Below are 17,629 nucleotides of genomic sequence, written 5' to 3'. Positions count from 1 at the left end.
CATTATTAATGGCTTACGAAATAGGTAGTAAGCCATATATCAATTAAGAAATGAAAGGAAAATCAAATGAAAAAAACAGTATTAGCAATTGCATTAACACTTGTTGCAAGTTCAGCAATGGCAGAGATGGACCACAGTAAAATGGATCATGGTTCAATGGATATGGAAGGGATGGACATGAGTAAAATGGACGGCATGTCGATGAAAGATATGAACGCAGTAGGTATGCCTGCAACAGGTATGAAACCAGATAAAGTTGTGCATGTGATTTTGTCAGATGATATGAAAATTACATTTAAAAAAGAAGTCGATATACAACCTAATGATATTGTCCAATTTGTTATTATGAATACAGGGAAAATTGATCATGAATTTGCAATTGGTAATGAAAAAGAGCAATTAGAACATCGTGAAATGATGAAGAAAATGCCTTCTGGTCATCAGCATGACAGTGGCAGTGCAGTAACTGTAAAACCGGGTAAAGCAAAACAAATTATTTGGCATTTTCATGGTGATAAGAATGTGGAGTTTGCCTGTAATATTCCAGGACACGCAGAAGCGGGCATGGTAAAGAAAATTACATTGTAATACCAACGTAACTAATTAGATGATATGAAAAAGCGGTAAGGAGGGTGGCCTTACCGCTTTCTTTCATTAAGATAACAACTATAACTTAAAGAATGACAGTTGTTGTTTCTGCTCTTCAGCTAATCGAGACAGTTCTGAACTTGCAATGGCACTTTGACTGATGCCTGTTACGTTTTGGTTCACTAATTCAGACATATTAACGACGTTACGGTTAATGTCTTGAGTTACTTGCGATTGTTCTTCTGCAGCCGTAGCAACTTGAGTGTTCATGTCGTTAATGGCATTGATTGATTCAGTAATACCAATTAATGCATCGCCTGCTTTTGCCGTTAGCTCTTTATTTAACTCCAGCATATCAAGGCTAGTTTGCATACTTTCATTAGCCAAACCTGATTGTTCTTGAAGGGCTTCAATAATGGTTTGGATCTCTTGAGTTGAAGATTGCGTACGTGCAGCAAGTAAACGAACTTCATCCGCTACCACAGCAAAACCACGACCAGATTCACCAGCACGTGCCGCTTCGATGGCCGCGTTTAAAGCAAGTAGGTTAGTTTGCTCTGAGACGCTACGGATCACTTCAATAACGTTATTAATTTGTTCAGATTGCTCTTTTAGACGATTAACAACTACCGCAGCATCCGTTAGTGCAACGGCCATTTTTTCGCTTGCATCCGTACTTTGAGTAAATACATCTAAACCAGCTTTAGCTAAATCACTGGTGTTTTGAGCGGTTTTATCTGCCGCTAATGCATTATCACTTACGTTGTTAGCGGTACTAGATAGCTCGTTTACCGCAGAAGCCACTTGTTCAATTTCACACAGCTCTTTTTGAGAGTTAAGCTCAGCTTCATTCATTACGGCTGCAAGTTCAGTCGATGCTGAAGCCACGCTTTGGTTGATGTTGTGAAGTTCTTCAATGGTCGCTTGAAGTTGAATAGCGGTGGTGTTGATGTCTTGGCTTAATTGAGCAATTTCGTTTTCGCCATCAATATCAGTACGAACCGTTAAGTTACCTTCTGCTAATTTACGGATAACCAATTGAAGTTTTTGGATAGGGTGAACGATCAAGCCTGATAACCACCAAGATGTTACTAATGAAATAACAAAAACAATAAGAACAGTGATAATTGCATTATGCTGAACTTGCGTGTTTCTTTCTGTGCTTTTGTTTATTTCATTGGTAGAGGTATCATTAATTTTTGCGGATAGCGTATTAATTGATTCCGCCATAATATTCCCTAACTTGCTATATTGAGCAATTAGAGAATTATAATTATCGTTTGTTGTAATGCCTTGTTCTTTTTGCTCTTGAAAGTTAAGGATCTTTTTAGAAAAATCTAAATAGTCATGAACGGCTTTTTTAACTATTGCAGCGTCTGAACTGAAGGTTTTATGAGCAGAGATTTCAACAAGAAGTTCGTTTAGGATCTTCTCATTTTGGCTTAAATTCTTTAAGAAATCGATTCTACGCTCGTGATCATAGATAGCATAAACAGCGCTAATACGCATTGGGTACATATGATCATCAATTTTTGCTAATTGATCTTTGTAGAAAATAAATGAAGTCGTATTACTATTTAGAATATCTTGCTCTTTATCAAGGCTTACTGACGTATACCAAAGAGAAAAGAATAGGGCTAACGCTGTAAATAAAACAGGCAGTAAAACTTGGACGCGAATAGACGTATTTTTAAGTGAAAATTGCATTTTCAGCCTCTGTAATTCGAAAAAATATCGTTAGATATGTCTCATTGTTAGAATTTTCTCGAAATATAGACCTTTGTCACATTATTGTCGATTGAATTTGTAACTAAATGTGTATTTTTAATTGATCTAGATTAATTGAATGCAAATTCACTTTCTATAGATACAAAAAAGCAGCAAGAGATTAACCTTGCTGCTTTAATTCATTATGGATGCTTACATTACAACTTAAAGAATGATAACTGTTCTTTTTGTTGTTCTGCTAGCTTTGATAGCTCATTACTTGCACTAGCGCTTTGGCTGATGCCCGTAACATTTTGATTGACTAATTCAGACATGTTTACCACGTTGCGGTTAATATCTTGAGTTACTTGAGATTGCTCTTCAGCAGCCGTTGCCACTTGCGTATTCATATCATTGATCGATGCTATCGAATTGGTAATTTGAAGTAGGGCATCACTAGCTTTTGCTGTCAGCTCTTTATTTAATTCTAGCTTGTCTAAGCTCGATTCCATGCTTGCATTCGCAAGGGTAGATTGCTCTTGAAGTGATTCAATAATCGTTTGAATCTCTTGAGTTGAATCTTGCGTGCGAGCTGCAAGCATACGAACTTCATCAGCAACAACCGCAAAACCACGACCAGATTCACCTGCACGTGCCGCTTCAATTGCCGCATTCAAAGCGAGTAGGTTCGTTTGATCAGATACGCCACGAATAACTTCAACGACATTGTTGATCTGCTCAGATTGTTCTTTTAATCGATTAACAACCACTGCCGCGTCTGTTAGTGCTGAACCCATTTCTTCACTTGCTTTGTTACTTTGAGTAAAGATATCTAATCCATTATGAGCTAATTCATTTGTATCACGTGCTGTTTTATCTGCCGCTAATGCATTGTCACTCACGTTATTTGCTGTGCTTGATAGCTCATTAACAGCAGAAGCGACTTGTTCGATTTCACTTAGCTCTTTCTGTGAGTTGTTTTCCGCTTCAGTCATCACAGCCGCTAGTTCTGTTGATGCTGCCGCAACGTCTTCACTGATGCGTGATAATGCTTCTACTGTGGTTTGCAGTTGAGATGCTGTGGTATTGATGTCATTGCTTAATGTTGCAATCTCATTATCACCATCGGCATTAGCTCGTACCGTTAAATCACCTTCAGCTAAGCGGCGGATAATTAATTGAATTTGTTGAATTGGATTAACAATTAAGCCTGAAAGCCACCATGCTGTGATCATCGAAATAATAAACACCGCTAAAATAGTTAGACCTGCTGTGGTTTTCACTTGAGTGTTTTTCTCATAGCTTTCTTTCATTGCGATATCAGAAAACTCATTTACACGTTGAGAAAGAGCATTGATAGAAGAAACCATGCTATTACCAATATTACGGTATTGCGAGATAAGCGCATCGTAACTTTGAGAAACGGCCTGACCACTTTCTTTTTTATTTAGGTATTCAATAACCTTATGAGAAAACTGAACGTAGTTATTGATATTTGTGCGAACGAGGTTAACTTCTTTAGCGAAAGTTTTTCTTGCTTCTAGTTCATCCAGTAATACATTGATGTCATCTACTTTATTTCGTAATTCAGCCGTGAAGTTTGCACGACGATCCGTATCATAAATGGCATAAACAGCACTGATACGTAGGGGATAGACTTCATCATCAACTTTTGCAAGTTGGTCTTTATAGAAGACGAAAGAATCAGTATTGCTAGCAATAATATCTTGTTCTTCCTCAAGTGTAGAGGCGGTGAAACCTAAAGAAATGAACAGAGCTAGTGCGGTGAGTACAACGGGTAGTAAAACTTGAATACGTATAGACGTATTTTTTAATGAAAATCGCATTAAAGCCTCTTAAATTTGAGAAAATGATTGTAAATTTACATTTATTTTGCATTTTCTCGAATTTTAGACTTTTGTCACACTTTTGTCGATGGAAAATGTAACAATTTATGGGTTTTTTTGTCTTTAGGTTAGCTTTTACTGGTTAACCTGCTGTTTAAATAAGAGTTCTTTATTTATATTTATTTAGTTTTCCGCCATTTCAATTTCATATATTTCATCAGCAATATCTTGAGTTTTACGTTCAATAATAGCTTGAGCATCGGCTAATCCCTGATTATAAAAGACAGGTCCTGTTTGCTTAATAATGAAATCTAATAAGAACTCCCCATCAAATTGACCTAATTCATGATCAAGTTCTTGTTCAAAATAGCGCTGAAATTGTTGGATTAATTCGTCACGTTTGTTCTTAGGAATATCAATCGTTGGCATTGTACTTCCTTGATTTATTGAATGTATTGATATTGTACTGATAAAAAGTGAAGACTCAAATTGGGAAAGAATACCTTTAGAGATAGTATTATCTCCAAGGGTATGAGTTTTTATATACTCGGAAGTAAGGTTTCGGGCATTAAATGATTATATACGGCTTCTTTTAATAACGAGTTGGCTTTTGCGATATCTGGTGCGAAGTAACGATCTTTATCATAAAAATCAACACGTTCACGTAGCAGTTCTTTTGCTTTTTCTATTCTATTTGAGCTTTTGTTTGGCGCTCTAAAATCGAGACCTTGAGCTGAGGCTAATAGTTCAACGGCCAAAATACCACGTGTGTTTTCTGCCATATCGCCTAATCGACGTCCTGCAAATGTCGCCATAGAGACATGATCTTCTTGGTTTGCGGAAGTTGGTAAACTATCAATTGAGGCGGGGTGTGCTAGCGTCTTGTTTTCACTAGCTAATGCTGCAGCGGTTACTTGTGCAATCATAAAGCCAGAGTTTACACCACCATTATCCACCAAAAATGGAGGTAATTTGCTTAATCCACTGTCAATTAAAAGCGCCATTCTACGCTCTGATAAACTGCCTATTTCTGAAATGGCTAAAGCAAGATTATCTGCGGCCATGGCGACTGGCTCTGCATGAAAATTACCACCAGAAATAATGTCTCCATCATCCGCAAAGACAAGCGGATTGTCAGAGACTGAATTGGCTTCAATCTCTAATATATCAGCAGAGTTTCGGATCTGCTGTAAACAAGCTCCCATTACCTGTGGTTGGCATCGAAGTGAATAGGGGTCTTGTACTCGTTCACAACATTGGTGAGACAGGCCTATGTCACTGCTTTGACCTAAAAGGTGTCGATAAGCAAGTGCGGCATCCATTTGGCTGCGATGACCACGTACACGATGAATTCGTGGATCAAATGGTTTACGACTACCAAGAGCGGCTTCTACAGACATGGCACCACAGACAGTGGCTGAACCGTAAAGGTCTTCAGCCGCAAATAAACCTTCAAGTGCAAATGCTGTAGAGGCTTGGGTGCCATTAAGTAGGGCTAGTCCTTCTTTTGGTGCCAGTGTTATTGGAGTTAATCCAGCTATTTTTAATGCTGTTTTTCCTGAGATTACTTCACCTCGATAGCGAGCCTCACCTTCTCCTAATAGAACGGTACTCATGTGAGCTAATGGGGCAAGATCCCCAGAAGCCCCAACAGACCCTTTTTTGGGTATGCACGGATAGACTTCTGAATTGACTAATTGTATTAAAGCGTCAATAACTAAAGGACGAATACCTGAATAACCTCTAGCAAGACTATTTATTTTGAGTACCATCATCAAGCGAACAGTCGCATCATCCATAAACTCACCAATACCAGCTGCATGAGAAAGTACGATACTTCGCTGTAGTGTTTCTAAATCTTTTTCAGCAATACGCGTATTAGCGAGTAAACCAAATCCTGTATTAATACCGTAAACGGTTTTACCTTCTTCTATGACTTGAGCGACAACATCTGCACTGATGAGCATATCTGGCAGAGCGTTAGGGTCTAACGACAATTTTGTAGGGTGACGGCTAACTTCACGTAATTGTTTTAGTGATAATTTACCTGGAATAATGTCTAATGAATACATAGTTTTCTTCTCATTATAGTTTTATTAGTATTAATTTATTTGTTAGGTATGGATAACATAGGTAAATCTAGGTTTTGTTCTTTTGCACAATTGATCGCTATATCATAACCCGCATCAGCATGTCGCATTACGCCCGTTGCTGGGTCATTATGTAATACTCGACTGACACGTTCAGTTGCCTCATCAGTTCCATCACATACGATGACCATTCCTGAATGTTGTGAGAAACCCATGCCGACGCCTCCACCATGGTGTAAGGATACCCACGTTGCTCCAGAGGCTGTATTGAGTAGGGCGTTTAATAGCGGCCAGTCAGACACGGCATCTGAACCATCCATCATGTCTTCGGTCTCACGGTTTGGGCTGGCGACAGAGCCGGAGTCAAGATGATCACGACCAATGACGATAGGAGCTTTTAACTCTCCATTTTTTACCATCTCATTGAATGCTTTACCGAGACGAGCACGATCTTTTAGTCCAACCCAGCAGATACGTGCAGGTAACCCTTGAAATTGAATGCGTTCACGTGCCATGTCTAACCAATTGTGAAGGTGTGGATTATCAGGGATCAGTTCTTTTACTTTTTGGTCGGTTTTGTAAATATCTTCAGGATCACCAGATAGAGCTGCCCAGCGAAATGGCCCTATACCTTCACAAAATAGAGGACGAATATAAGCTGGGACGAATCCAGGGAAATCAAAGGCATTAGTGATGCCTTCTTCAAAAGCCATTTGTCGAATATTGTTGCCATAATCTACCGTTGCTGAGCCTGATTTTTGAAGAGATAGCATTGCCTCTACTTGAACAGCCATTGATTGTTTTGCTGCATTCACTACATTGATTTCATCTTTTAAGCGCATTTTTGCTGCGTGATCCATTGACCATCCTTGAGGTAAATAACCATTAAGAGGGTCGTGAGCAGATGTTTGGTCAGTGGTAATGTCAGGAACAATTCCACGTTTTACAATTTCAGCATAGACATCAGCAGCATTACCTAATAAACCAACAGAAATAGGAGAGCCAGAACGTTTTGCTTCTTCAATGATAGAGAGGGCTTCATTGAGTGTTGTCGCTTTACGGTCTACATAGCCTGTACGGAGACGGTAATCGATACGAGATTCATCACACTCAACTGCTAGCATTGAGAAGCCAGCCATGGTTGCAGCAAGAGGTTGAGCGCCTCCCATACCGCCAAGCCCACCAGTTAGGATCCAGCGACCTTGTGTATCACCATTAAAATGCTGCTTTGCCATTGCAACAAAGGTTTCGTAAGTTCCTTGAACAATACCTTGTGAACCAATGTAGATCCAACTGCCAGCCGTCATTTGACCGTACATCATTAAACCTTGTTTATCGAGTTCATTAAAATGCGCCCAGTTAGCCCAATGTGGAACTAAATTTGAGTTCGCAATTAATACTCGTGGTGCATTAGCATGAGTTTTAAAAACTCCGACGGGTTTTCCTGATTGCACCATTAAGGTTTCATCATCTTCTAGACGAGTTAATACTTCGATGATTTTATCGTAGCATTGCCAGTTTCGTGCAGCACGGCCAATCCCCCCATATACCACCAAAGCGTGGGGGTGCTCTGCAACGTCAGGGTGTAAATTATTCATTAGCATTCGAAGTGGGGCTTCTGTTAACCATGATTTAGCCGTTAACTCGACTCCTGTCGGTGCAATGATAGTACGAGATTCATCCAGTCTAGGGTTAGATGATGTTTGTGTCATTATTGCTTCTCCTTGCTATTACATATTTGATTTCATGCCGTGAGCGATGGTCGAAACGAGCCGAGCAACTAAACGTGCCGTTTGATTATCAATATCAAAGGTAGGATTAAACTCAGCGAGATCCGCCAGTAGTAATTTGGATTCGCCGTGTTGGTTTTTAGCTTTTAAAATATCAGGTAACAGTGATTCTATAATCTCTAATGAAACACCACGCACTGCAGGAGCGCTAACCCCCGGTGCGCATGACGCTGGAAATACGTCGATATCGATAGTGAGATAAAGAAAATCGTTTTGTTCAATGAATTCGGAAAGAGCTTGTTTAATTTGAGGTAAATTTAATAGGTTCATTTCAATATCATCAAAATGAAGCACACCTAACTGTTTTGCTTTGTGATAAAGAGCTTGAGTATTACTGCCTTTATTTAGACCTAAACAGGCATAGTTGAAAGGCCAATGTTGAACATGACAAAATTCTGATATTTGATGGAATGGGGTTCCAGAACTACCGTATTGTTTACTTGATTGAGACGCTGAACTTGATGGTGATTGCGGTAAGTTCCTCAAATCAAAATGTGCATCGAAATTAATGATACCAATACGTGGTGGAGTAATAGGTGATGTTAAAAAAGCTCTGTTTTGTAAATAACGAGCAATGCCTTGAAATGATCCCCATGCCATTTCATGACCACCCCCGAGAACAATAACTTGATGCTTATTGGCTAAGGCTGATTTTATTTTGATCCCGAGTTGCTTTTGAGCTAATTCAAGGTCGCCATCATTACACTGAATATCTCCTCCATCATAAACATCGCTTTGATGGTGCCAAGCTAAATTAGCTAATGCACGGCGAATGACCTGAGGAGCGGCATAAGCTCCTTTACGTCCTTTATTACGAATAACGCCTTCATCACAGGCAAAGCCCAATAGCATTATGCCATCTTGATTTGTACTTTTTGCCTCTTTTACTTTTTGATGCCATCGTAAACCAAGTTCCCCATCTTCATGATCCACTCTTCCGATCCAGTTTGTCATGTTGCTCGATGTATTATTTTTCATGAAAAATCTCTCCATCGACAACTCTAGCTATTAGGTCAGGTACCCCTAATCGATAGGAAAGTTCAGCCGGTGACTCCAACTGCCAAATGGCAAAATCTGCTTCCATACCAACCGCTATTTTTCCTCTGAAATTTTGTAACCCAAGCGCTTGTGCTGCATGACAAGTGACGCCACGTAGTGACTCTTCTGGCGTTAATTTAAATAAGGTACAGGCCATGTTCATTATTGTTCGCAATGATGCAATAGGAGAGGTTCCGGGGTTAAAATCTGTCGCAATGGCCATTGGGACCTCGTATTGCCTTAATAAAGCGATAGGAGGAAGTTTGGTTTCTTTTAGAAAATAGAAGGCTCCGGGAAGTAGCGTTGCTACGGTATTATTCTTTGCTAACGCTTTAACACCATTTTCATCAAGGTATTCGATGTGATCAACAGAGTCTGCTCCCATGGAGGCGGCTAAAGCACTCCCTCCAAGGTTGGAGAGTTGTTCTGTATGCCCCTTAATTCTTAATCCATGCTTGAGTGCCGTACGAAAAACGCGTTCACATTGTTTGGTTGAAAATCCAATACCTTCGCAAAATACATCGACATGATTGGCAAGATTCAATTTAACCACTTGAGGAATGATGCTATCGCAAATTAAATCAATATATTCATCGGAGCGGTTTTTGTATTCAGGAGGGACTGCATGTGCAGCAAGAAGTGTAGAGGATACTTTCATGTCAGGTAGTTCAGATATACGTTTCACTACCTTAAGCATTTTGATTTCATCATCAAGAGTTAGACCATAGCCAGATTTAATCTCAATTGTAGTTACGCCGTCACGTTTGAGTCCTTCTAAGCGATGAACCGCTAGGTGATAAAGTTCGTCTTCACTTGCTTCACGTGTTGCTTGTACGGTAGATAAAATGCCGCCACCTTGTTTTGCTATCTCTTCATAAGGTATGCCTTGCAAACGTTGTTCGAATTCGTTTGCACGATTTCCTGCAAAAATAAGATGTGTATGGCAGTCAATAAAACCGGGAGTGACTAATGCGTGCGCACAATCAATAATATCAGGATGGCCATGTAAAATAGAGGGACAGGGCTCACCAACGTATTCAACTTTCCCGTTTCTTACTCCAATCATGACATCTTTCACCACTTGGTAGCCATCAGAACCCGTCTGCTGTTTATTCACCATAGAAACAAGATGTAAATTAATAAAAACTCTGTCCATACGTCATGTCCATTTTTATCTGGTTATCGTGATAAAAAACTATATGTATATACAAATAAATAGTCTGTTTTTGATGAAAAGACAAGATGGGATGTAACGAAGTTGTGATCAAAAGTACAATTATTAATCATTGCACTTTTATAATTGTGAAGAGGGGAAGCGATGAAGTACGAGCTGGGAAAATTAAACTTTACTGCGAGACGTTAACTTATATCTATCACCGGGATGATACAAAAGTGCAATGCTAACTAATTTGTCTTCACTCCAAGTTCGACGGTTCAGTAATAAGCAGGGCGTTTTATTATCCATATGCAAAAGTTCGGAGACGTGTTCATTTGGAATGATTGCTTCCACAGAATGTTCTATATCACTTAAAGGGCAAATCTGAACCAAATATTCATTCGGTGTTTGCAATGTAAAATCTTGTTTTAGATAATCTTTTACAAATGAAGGATTAACCCATCGGTCTTCTAACTGAATGGGAATATCATTTTCGTAATGAACAATTTGAGTAAAATAAATCGAAGTATCATTACGAACCCCAATCTTTAAAGCAATATCATCTTTAGCTATTACTTCTTCTTTTTTAATTACTTTGCTACTGTAATGGTGGCCACGTTGGTGTACTTCTGTTGCTATATTACGAATTTCCATCAGAGGTGATTCAGCTTTTTTATGACAAACAAAGGTGCCTAAGCGTGGTGTTCGCTCTAATAAGCCTTCATTTACAAGCTCTTTAATGGCTTTGTTTGCTGTCATACGACTGACAGAAAATTCATTAGCAAGGTCTATCTCTGTTGGTATTTTATAGCCAATAGGCCAAGTTCTTGTTTGAATTTTTTCATTAAGATATTGCTTTATCAGTAAGTAACGAGGTTGGCTCATAGTGTTCTACTTTTAAATTGACTATACAAATAAAAGCAATTTTTTGAATAACTTTCAAGTTAAATTGTTATTTATTAGATCAGAGTAAGTTAGATGAAATCATTTCATACTCAGAGTAAACTGTGCCTGAAACCAATTCAAAATGATTAGAGCATTATCAATGCATTTATTAGACAGATTAACCATTCGTCTTTTTCATGATGAAAGACAGAAGCAGTTTTCAGGTGATCATGCGAGAAGTTTGGGATGGAGTTCTACTGAATCTCAATTTTTGCGTTTTAAAACGATGACGCAAGCAATTAACTTTGAGCAAAAAACGGTGTTGGATTTGGGCTGTGGTTACGGTGATTTTAAAACATTTTTAGATATGAGTTGTTGTATTAAGAGCTATACCGGTGTTGATCAACAGAGCAGTTTTATCAAGCAGGCGAAATCACTATTTAAACACCATACAAATTGTGAGTTTATTAAAGCCGATTTTTCTGCAACGACATTACCAAAAGCCGATATCGTTATTGCAAGTGGGTCTTTAAATTATCGAGCTAGAAATAAAACCTATCATGCAAAAGTGATTAAAGACATGTATGAGAGAGCGGAAGAGGCCGTTATTTTTAACTTATTGAATAGTGAACATTTTACATCGTCGAGTCTATTAGAAGCGCATGACCCACAGCAGGTGTTGAAATACTGTTTAAGCTTTTGTCCAGACAGTGAATTAATAACTGGTTATGCAGATGAAGATTTCACAATCGTAATGCGTCATACCAATAGCAGTAAATAACCAATACAAAAATGGCTAATCGAAGTGATTAGCCATTTTATTTTTATCTTATTGAGATGAGTTTGGATTATTTAAAATCAAGTAACTCAACATCGAAAATAAGTACTGAACCCGGTTGGATAGAGCCAGCTGAACGGTTACCGTAAGCTAAGTCGCTAGGGATAAAGAAACGCATCTTTTGGCCTACAACCATTAATTGAACACCTTCAGTCCAACCTTTGATCACTTGATTTAAACCGAATTCAATTGGCTCGCCACGCTCAACAGAGCTATCAAACACTTTTCCGTCGATGGTTGTACCATGGTAATGCACTTTCACTTTGCTTTTTGCTGTAGGGTGCTCAGTACCTGTCCCTTCTTCAAGAACAAGATATTGAAGGCCAGAAGCCGTAGTTTGAACACCTTCTTTTGTTGCGTTTTCAGCAAGAAAAGCATTACCAAGCTCAATATTTGCTTTCGCTGCTTTTGGATTATTCACAAAGTGTTGAAATAGCATATAACCCAATACGATTACTGCTAGTGTGATAATGATTTTAGACACATTATTTCCTTATATTTAAATCAATTATTTTTCTAATAGGTAACGGATTGTATCAGCGATTTTCTTAGGATCATCATGACCACCGATTAATACGTTGTATTTTCCGTTAACAACAAATGTTGGTACAGAGCTGATACCTGATTTTTCAGATAACATTTTCGCGTTATCTACTTTTTTGATCAGAATATCGCGTTGCTCTTCATTGAAATCGTATGGACTTACTAGGCCACGTGAAGTAAAGGCTTTAGAGTAAGCTTCTTGTTGTTCTGTTAATGTTGTACCTTCGCCCATTTGGGTTGCTGCGAATAAATCTTCCATGAATGCGTGATCTGGTGCGCCATCTACTTGCATTTCAGCAGCATAGTAAAACATTGATGCGATGTGTGCTGATTGGTTAAAAGTAATGTGCATTTTACCAATATCGGTTCCAGCTTCTTGGCTGATTACTGGTAAAAAGTTTTCCATATTACGGCAATGACCACAAGAAAGAGCGAATACTTCAGTAACTGGAGCCATACCATCATTTTCTAATGATGTTGATAAAACTTCGTATTGTACGCCTTCTTTTGGATCGTTATTGTCGCTACACGCTGTTAAGAAAAGAGCAGAAGAAAGGATCAGTAACAGTGGTTTGATAAAGGATTTCATAAGAATTCTCATAGTTTATGATTTCGAATGAAAATAGCATGAAATGAAGAAAGTAGAAATGAAATAGGACAACAAATGTTGTCCTATTTTGGTAAATATGTGTAAAGATTTTATATAATTAGACTTTACGCACTTGGATAATCATGCCCATAAGAGGGTGGTCGATATAGTGAGTTTCTCCACTACGCATCTGACGCTTCTCTTTCATACGGTAAGATTTAAGAAATTCTTTAATCTCTGTATCTGGGGTTACATCTTCAAGATGACCAAGTTGAATGTTCTCATTCATTGGTTGAGCTGGTTCTAATTCTGCTGCAGTAACTTCAACGGCTTCTTCGTTGTTTTTTTCATTTGCAACAACATCAGTCGATTCTTCAACTAGTGCCTCTTTTTCTTCAGGCGTATTTACAATAAATTCATGCTTACCTGGAACTTTAAGATCTAGCTCTGTTTTTACGTATAAATAATGTTGTACGTAAACTTGCATTGTTCCATCAAGCTCTAGAATTGGACCAGATTGAACCGTTGGTGTTTCTGGTGCTAGATTTTCATCACCCTCAACAAGAGCTGGTGTCGGTGCTGGAGCATCTAAAGGCACTAAAGATAAGTCTGCTTTAGCATCAGCAATGGTTCGGCCATCCGCAACAAAACGATCTGAGAAATCTTGACCTGCTTGGATATGGAAAATAGGAGAACGAGAAGAGCCTGAATCGCCTTGACGCCAAGCTACATGCACTAATGGTTTGAAGCCAGCATGGTTTTGAAGTTTTTGATAAACGTCATTTAGCTTGTATTGCGAAATTAAAAAAGCACCATTTTTGCTCATCATAGCTTTGTCGCGATATGAGAAAGCACGATCCAAATTAATTGGATCCAAAACATCAGGCCAAGCCTCTTGATAAGATGATGGTTCTACGTTGCGTTTAAAAATAATAACTTCAATATCAAATTGGCGAGCAAAAGAAGGCCAACTTGCTAGTAAAATCAACGCGTAAATTATTTTTTTCATTCATACTCCGGTGAAAAAGGGCTCTAAAGCTTCAATCATCCATAAGTGAAGCTATAAATTTGGTTTTTCTTATAATTTAAACCTAATAACTAGATTCTATTTTCGTTGAACAGTTTGAGCAAGTCCATTACGTATTTAATTCGTGTTTGTCTCTCTGTTAAGTCTTTTATAAATTTGACTTTGGTTGGGCCATCTAGAGCAAAACCCGTAGGATCTTTCTGTAATAATGACACAAGGAACATAGGGTTTATGTCAGCAGTAGGTTCAAATTCAATGTAACCACCGTTACCGTGTGCTTCTAATTTCTTCACTTTTAATGAAGCGGCTAACATTTTCACTTCTGAGCTGATCAACAATGTTTGCGTTGCTTCTGGTAGAGTGCCGAATCGGTCAATGATTTCTACTTTCAGTTCATCTAATTCACCGTTGCTTGATACACTTGCAATACGTTTATATAAAGATAGGCGAGTATTAACATCTGGTATGTAATCTTCTGGAATTAACGATGGTAAACGCAGTTCAACTTCGGTTTGTTCACGCAGTAGATCATCTAAAGAGGGTTCTTTACCTTCTTTTAATGCTTCAACGGCTTGCTCTAACATTTCCATATAAAGCGTAAAGCCAACAGATTGAATTTGACCACTTTGACCATCACCCAACAATTCACCTGCACCACGAATTTCTAAATCGTGTGTTGCTAAGGTAAAGCCTGCACCTAGATCTTCAAGTGAAGCAATCGCGTCTAAACGCTTTCTTGCATCTTTGCTTAACGCTTTAGGATGCGGTGTTAATAAATACGCATACGCTTGGTGATGCGAACGCCCAACACGGCCTCGTAACTGGTGTAGTTGTGCTAAACCTAGCTTGTCAGCTCTATCCATAATAATGGTGTTGGCTGTTGGTACATCAATACCGGTTTCAATAATGGTGGTACAAACAAGCACATTAAAGCGTTGGTGGTAAAAATCCCCCATGATTTTTTCTAGCTCGCGCTCTCGCATTTGACCATGAGCCAAAGTAACACGAGCTTCAGGGATTAGTTTTTCAATCTCTTCTGCTGCATTTTGAATCGTATCAACGTTGTTGTGCAGTACATAAACTTGGCCACCACGCTTAATTTCACGCAGGATGGCTTCTTTAATCACATCATCTGCTTTTTCACGAACAAAAGTCTTGATAGCTAAGCGTCGAGCTGGTGGTGTAGCAATGATAGAGAGATCACGCATACCACTCATTGCCATATTCAATGTACGTGGGATAGGTGTTGCTGTTAGCGTTAAAATATCAACGTCGGCACGCATGGCTTTTACTTTCTCTTTTTGACGCACACCAAAGCGGTGTTCTTCATCAACAATAAGTAAGCCTAAATCATCAAATTTGATGCTATCTTGCAGTAATTTGTGTGTGCCGATCAGAATATCTACTTTACCTTCAGCGGTTGCTGCTAGGATTTCTTTTTGCTCTTTGGCCGATTTAAAGCGAGAAAGTACTTCAACACGAATAGGGAAGTTTGCAAAACGGTCTCGGAAGTTTTCAAAGTGTTGTTGAGCAAGTAAGGTTGTAGGAACCAATACCGCCACTTGTTTTTCATTGTGTGTAGCTAAGAAAGCAGCACGCATGGCAACTTCTGTTTTACCAAAACCAACATCACCACATACAAGGCGATCCATGGCTTTGGCTTGGCACATATCAGATAACACCGCATTAATAGCCATGTCTTGATCGTGCGTCTCTTCAAATGGGAAACTCGCTTTAAAATCAGCATAGGCTTCGCGATCTTGTTTGAAGGCAAAACCGGGTTTAATGGCGCGTTTTGCGTATACATCTAACAGCTCAGCAGCGACATCACGCACTTTTTCTGCGGCTTTACGACGCGCTTTAGTCCACGCTTCACCACCTAATTTATGAATAGGAGCGGTTTCATCAGCACCGGCTGAATAGCGACTGATGAGGTTTAACGAAGACACAGGAACGTACAATTTGGCTTGATCTTGGTACTCAAGCATCATGTATTCTGCTGGCATATCACCAACATCTAAGGTTTGAAGCCCCATGTATCGACCAATACCGTGGTCTAAGTGAACAACAGGTTGCCCAATTTTTAGCTCAGCTAGGTTGCGAATAATTGTATCACTACTTGCTGACTGCTTATCACCACGGCGGCGACGCTGTATGACACGCTCACCCAATAAATCACTTTCACAGATGAAAGCAACGCACGGGTCTTGAAGAATAAAACCACGTTCGGCAGAGCCGATAACCAAGGTCGCTTTGTTTTTATGCGACATGGCTTCTTTCATGGTTTCACAAATAGCGGGTTTGAGCTTAATGCGAGCTAAAAGTTCCAATAACGCTTCACGGCGACCTTCTGATTCAACAGAGAAGATAACTTGTCCACTGAATTTCTCGTAAAATTGACGAAATTGAGCAAAAGGTTCTTTGTTTTGATGCTGAATTGCAATTTCAGGTAACTCAAGCAGATCAGGATTAAAACGACCTGCTTTTTCTTTTTCTGGCTCTTTAGAGAGTTTTACGCGCGGATACTGCTTAAATAAAGCAAACATATCGGCGGTATTTAGCCAAAGTTCATTAACAGGAAGAAGAGGGCGAAGCGGGTCAACTCGACGCTGCTCGTATCGATACTCTGCATCGGCTAAGAAATCGTCTGCTGCCTTCTCAATATCACCAATAGTAACCAATAATGTGTTGTCAGGTAGGTAATCAAACAAGGTCTCTGTTTCATCAAAAAACAGTGGTTGCCAATATTCGACACCAGCAGGCCATGTACCTTTACTGATCTGCTGATATACAGATTCTGGTTCACGTCGAGCATCAAAGCGTTGACGCCAGCGAATACGAAAATCTTCAATTGCCTCATCATCGGTTGGAAATTCATGAGCTGGCAATAGGTTGATTGATTTAACTTCTTCAATCGTACGTTGATTTTCAGGATCAAATTGACGAATTGAATCAATTTCATCATCAAAAAAATCGATTCTAAATGGGTGACCATTGCCCATAGGGAAAAGATCAATAATGGAACCACGGCTTGCATATTCACCATGACTCATTACTTGATCAACATGTAGGTACCCAGATTTTTCTAATTGCAGCTTTAATTTGTCAAACGACAGTCGATCACCCACATTCACCACTAATGCGTGTTTGTGAAGAAACGATTGAGGAGACTGACGTTGTAATAATGTACTTATTGGAACGATCAGAGTCCCATTCTTCTGTTGTGGAAGATGGTACAGGCGCGATAGACGATCTGAAATGATATCCTGATGCGGTGAAAAACTGTCATAAGGTAAGGTTTCCCAATCAGGAAAAACATCTACTGCATTTTGAGAAAACTGGTTAATTTCATTTTGTAGACGAAATGCCAATTGAGGCTCAGTAACAGCAACGATGATAGGTCCTTGGTGCTGCTGCTCGATCTCAGCAATCGCGAGAGCAAGAGAAGAACCAGTAAGATTACCAACAGAGCGAGTATCATTCGCTTTAGTTGGTAACGAGAGAGACAGTAAATTTTTAATAGGCATCAGG

The 17,629-nt window shown here is 39.2% G+C and carries 14 protein-coding genes; 2 read left to right on the top strand and 12 right to left on the bottom strand.

What is annotated here, in order from left to right; all coding sequences use genetic code 11:
• Nucleotides 1-66: 66 nt before the first annotated feature.
• On the top strand, nucleotides 67-588 hold the full coding sequence (copI, locus tag AVFI_RS19195; protein ID WP_188863702.1) for a copper-resistant cuproprotein CopI: 522 nt from the start codon (nucleotides 67-69) through the stop codon (nucleotides 586-588).
• 78 nt (nucleotides 589-666) lie between these two features.
• Here the strand turns inward: copI and AVFI_RS19190 are convergent, their stop codons facing one another.
• The 8 genes from AVFI_RS19190 to hutC form a co-directional block, all read right to left on the bottom strand.
• Complete coding sequence (locus AVFI_RS19190) at nucleotides 667-2,295, bottom strand: methyl-accepting chemotaxis protein (RefSeq protein WP_188863701.1); 1,629 nt, start codon at nucleotides 2,293-2,295, stop codon at nucleotides 667-669.
• 218 nt (nucleotides 2,296-2,513) lie between these two features.
• Nucleotides 2,514-4,142: a methyl-accepting chemotaxis protein gene (locus tag AVFI_RS19185; RefSeq protein ID WP_188863700.1), complete on the bottom strand. Its 1,629-nt coding sequence runs from the start codon at nucleotides 4,140-4,142 to the stop codon at nucleotides 2,514-2,516.
• Between the two features lie 183 nt (nucleotides 4,143-4,325).
• Nucleotides 4,326-4,571, bottom strand: a complete 246-nt coding sequence (locus tag AVFI_RS19180) for a DUF2164 domain-containing protein (protein WP_054775833.1) — start codon at nucleotides 4,569-4,571, stop codon at nucleotides 4,326-4,328.
• Nucleotides 4,572-4,681: 110 nt separating this feature from the next.
• Complete coding sequence (gene hutH / locus AVFI_RS19175; RefSeq protein WP_054775834.1) at nucleotides 4,682-6,214, bottom strand: histidine ammonia-lyase; 1,533 nt, start codon at nucleotides 6,212-6,214, stop codon at nucleotides 4,682-4,684.
• Between the two features lie 35 nt (nucleotides 6,215-6,249).
• A complete protein-coding gene (gene hutU, locus AVFI_RS19170) occupies nucleotides 6,250-7,944 on the bottom strand; it encodes a urocanate hydratase (RefSeq protein ID WP_188863699.1) in 1,695 nt (564 codons plus the stop codon).
• A gap of 18 nt (nucleotides 7,945-7,962) precedes the next feature.
• Complete coding sequence (gene hutG, locus AVFI_RS19165) at nucleotides 7,963-9,000, bottom strand: formimidoylglutamase (protein WP_188863698.1); 1,038 nt, start codon at nucleotides 8,998-9,000, stop codon at nucleotides 7,963-7,965.
• Nucleotides 8,990-10,216, bottom strand: a complete 1,227-nt coding sequence (gene hutI, locus AVFI_RS19160) for an imidazolonepropionase (protein WP_188863697.1) — start codon at nucleotides 10,214-10,216, stop codon at nucleotides 8,990-8,992. Before hutI ends, hutG begins: the two co-directional genes overlap by 11 nt.
• Nucleotides 10,217-10,399: 183 nt before the next feature.
• Nucleotides 10,400-11,101, bottom strand: coding sequence for a histidine utilization repressor (gene hutC / locus AVFI_RS19155; protein ID WP_012535523.1), 702 nt, complete (start codon nucleotides 11,099-11,101; stop codon nucleotides 10,400-10,402).
• A gap of 160 nt (nucleotides 11,102-11,261) precedes the next feature.
• Between hutC and AVFI_RS19150 the strand changes: the two genes are divergently transcribed.
• A complete protein-coding gene (locus AVFI_RS19150) occupies nucleotides 11,262-11,882 on the top strand; it encodes a class I SAM-dependent methyltransferase (protein WP_017018676.1) in 621 nt (206 codons plus the stop codon).
• A gap of 67 nt (nucleotides 11,883-11,949) precedes the next feature.
• Here the strand turns inward: AVFI_RS19150 and AVFI_RS19145 are convergent, their stop codons facing one another.
• The 4 genes from AVFI_RS19145 to mfd form a co-directional block, all read right to left on the bottom strand.
• The gene (locus AVFI_RS19145; protein WP_005422589.1) at nucleotides 11,950-12,423 is read right to left on the bottom strand and encodes an FKBP-type peptidyl-prolyl cis-trans isomerase; all 474 of its coding nucleotides are present in this window, start codon (nucleotides 12,421-12,423) and stop codon (nucleotides 11,950-11,952) included.
• 24 nt (nucleotides 12,424-12,447) lie between these two features.
• The gene (locus AVFI_RS19140; protein WP_005422591.1) at nucleotides 12,448-13,071 is read right to left on the bottom strand and encodes a thiol:disulfide interchange protein DsbA/DsbL; all 624 of its coding nucleotides are present in this window, start codon (nucleotides 13,069-13,071) and stop codon (nucleotides 12,448-12,450) included.
• Between the two features lie 118 nt (nucleotides 13,072-13,189).
• Nucleotides 13,190-14,080, bottom strand: coding sequence for a peptidoglycan binding protein CsiV (locus tag AVFI_RS19135; RefSeq protein ID WP_054775836.1), 891 nt, complete (start codon nucleotides 14,078-14,080; stop codon nucleotides 13,190-13,192).
• Between the two features lie 89 nt (nucleotides 14,081-14,169).
• Nucleotides 14,170-17,625, bottom strand: coding sequence for a transcription-repair coupling factor (gene mfd, locus AVFI_RS19130; protein ID WP_054775837.1), 3,456 nt, complete (start codon nucleotides 17,623-17,625; stop codon nucleotides 14,170-14,172).
• Nucleotides 17,626-17,629: the final 4 nt, after the last annotated feature.

Source organism: Aliivibrio fischeri ATCC 7744 = JCM 18803 = DSM 507 (assembly GCF_023983475.1).
In the GTDB taxonomy this organism is placed as follows: Bacteria; Pseudomonadota; Gammaproteobacteria; order Enterobacterales; family Vibrionaceae; genus Aliivibrio; species Aliivibrio fischeri.
Note: the sequence above shows the minus strand (reverse complement) of the source record. Positions and strands in the feature narration are given on the sequence as shown.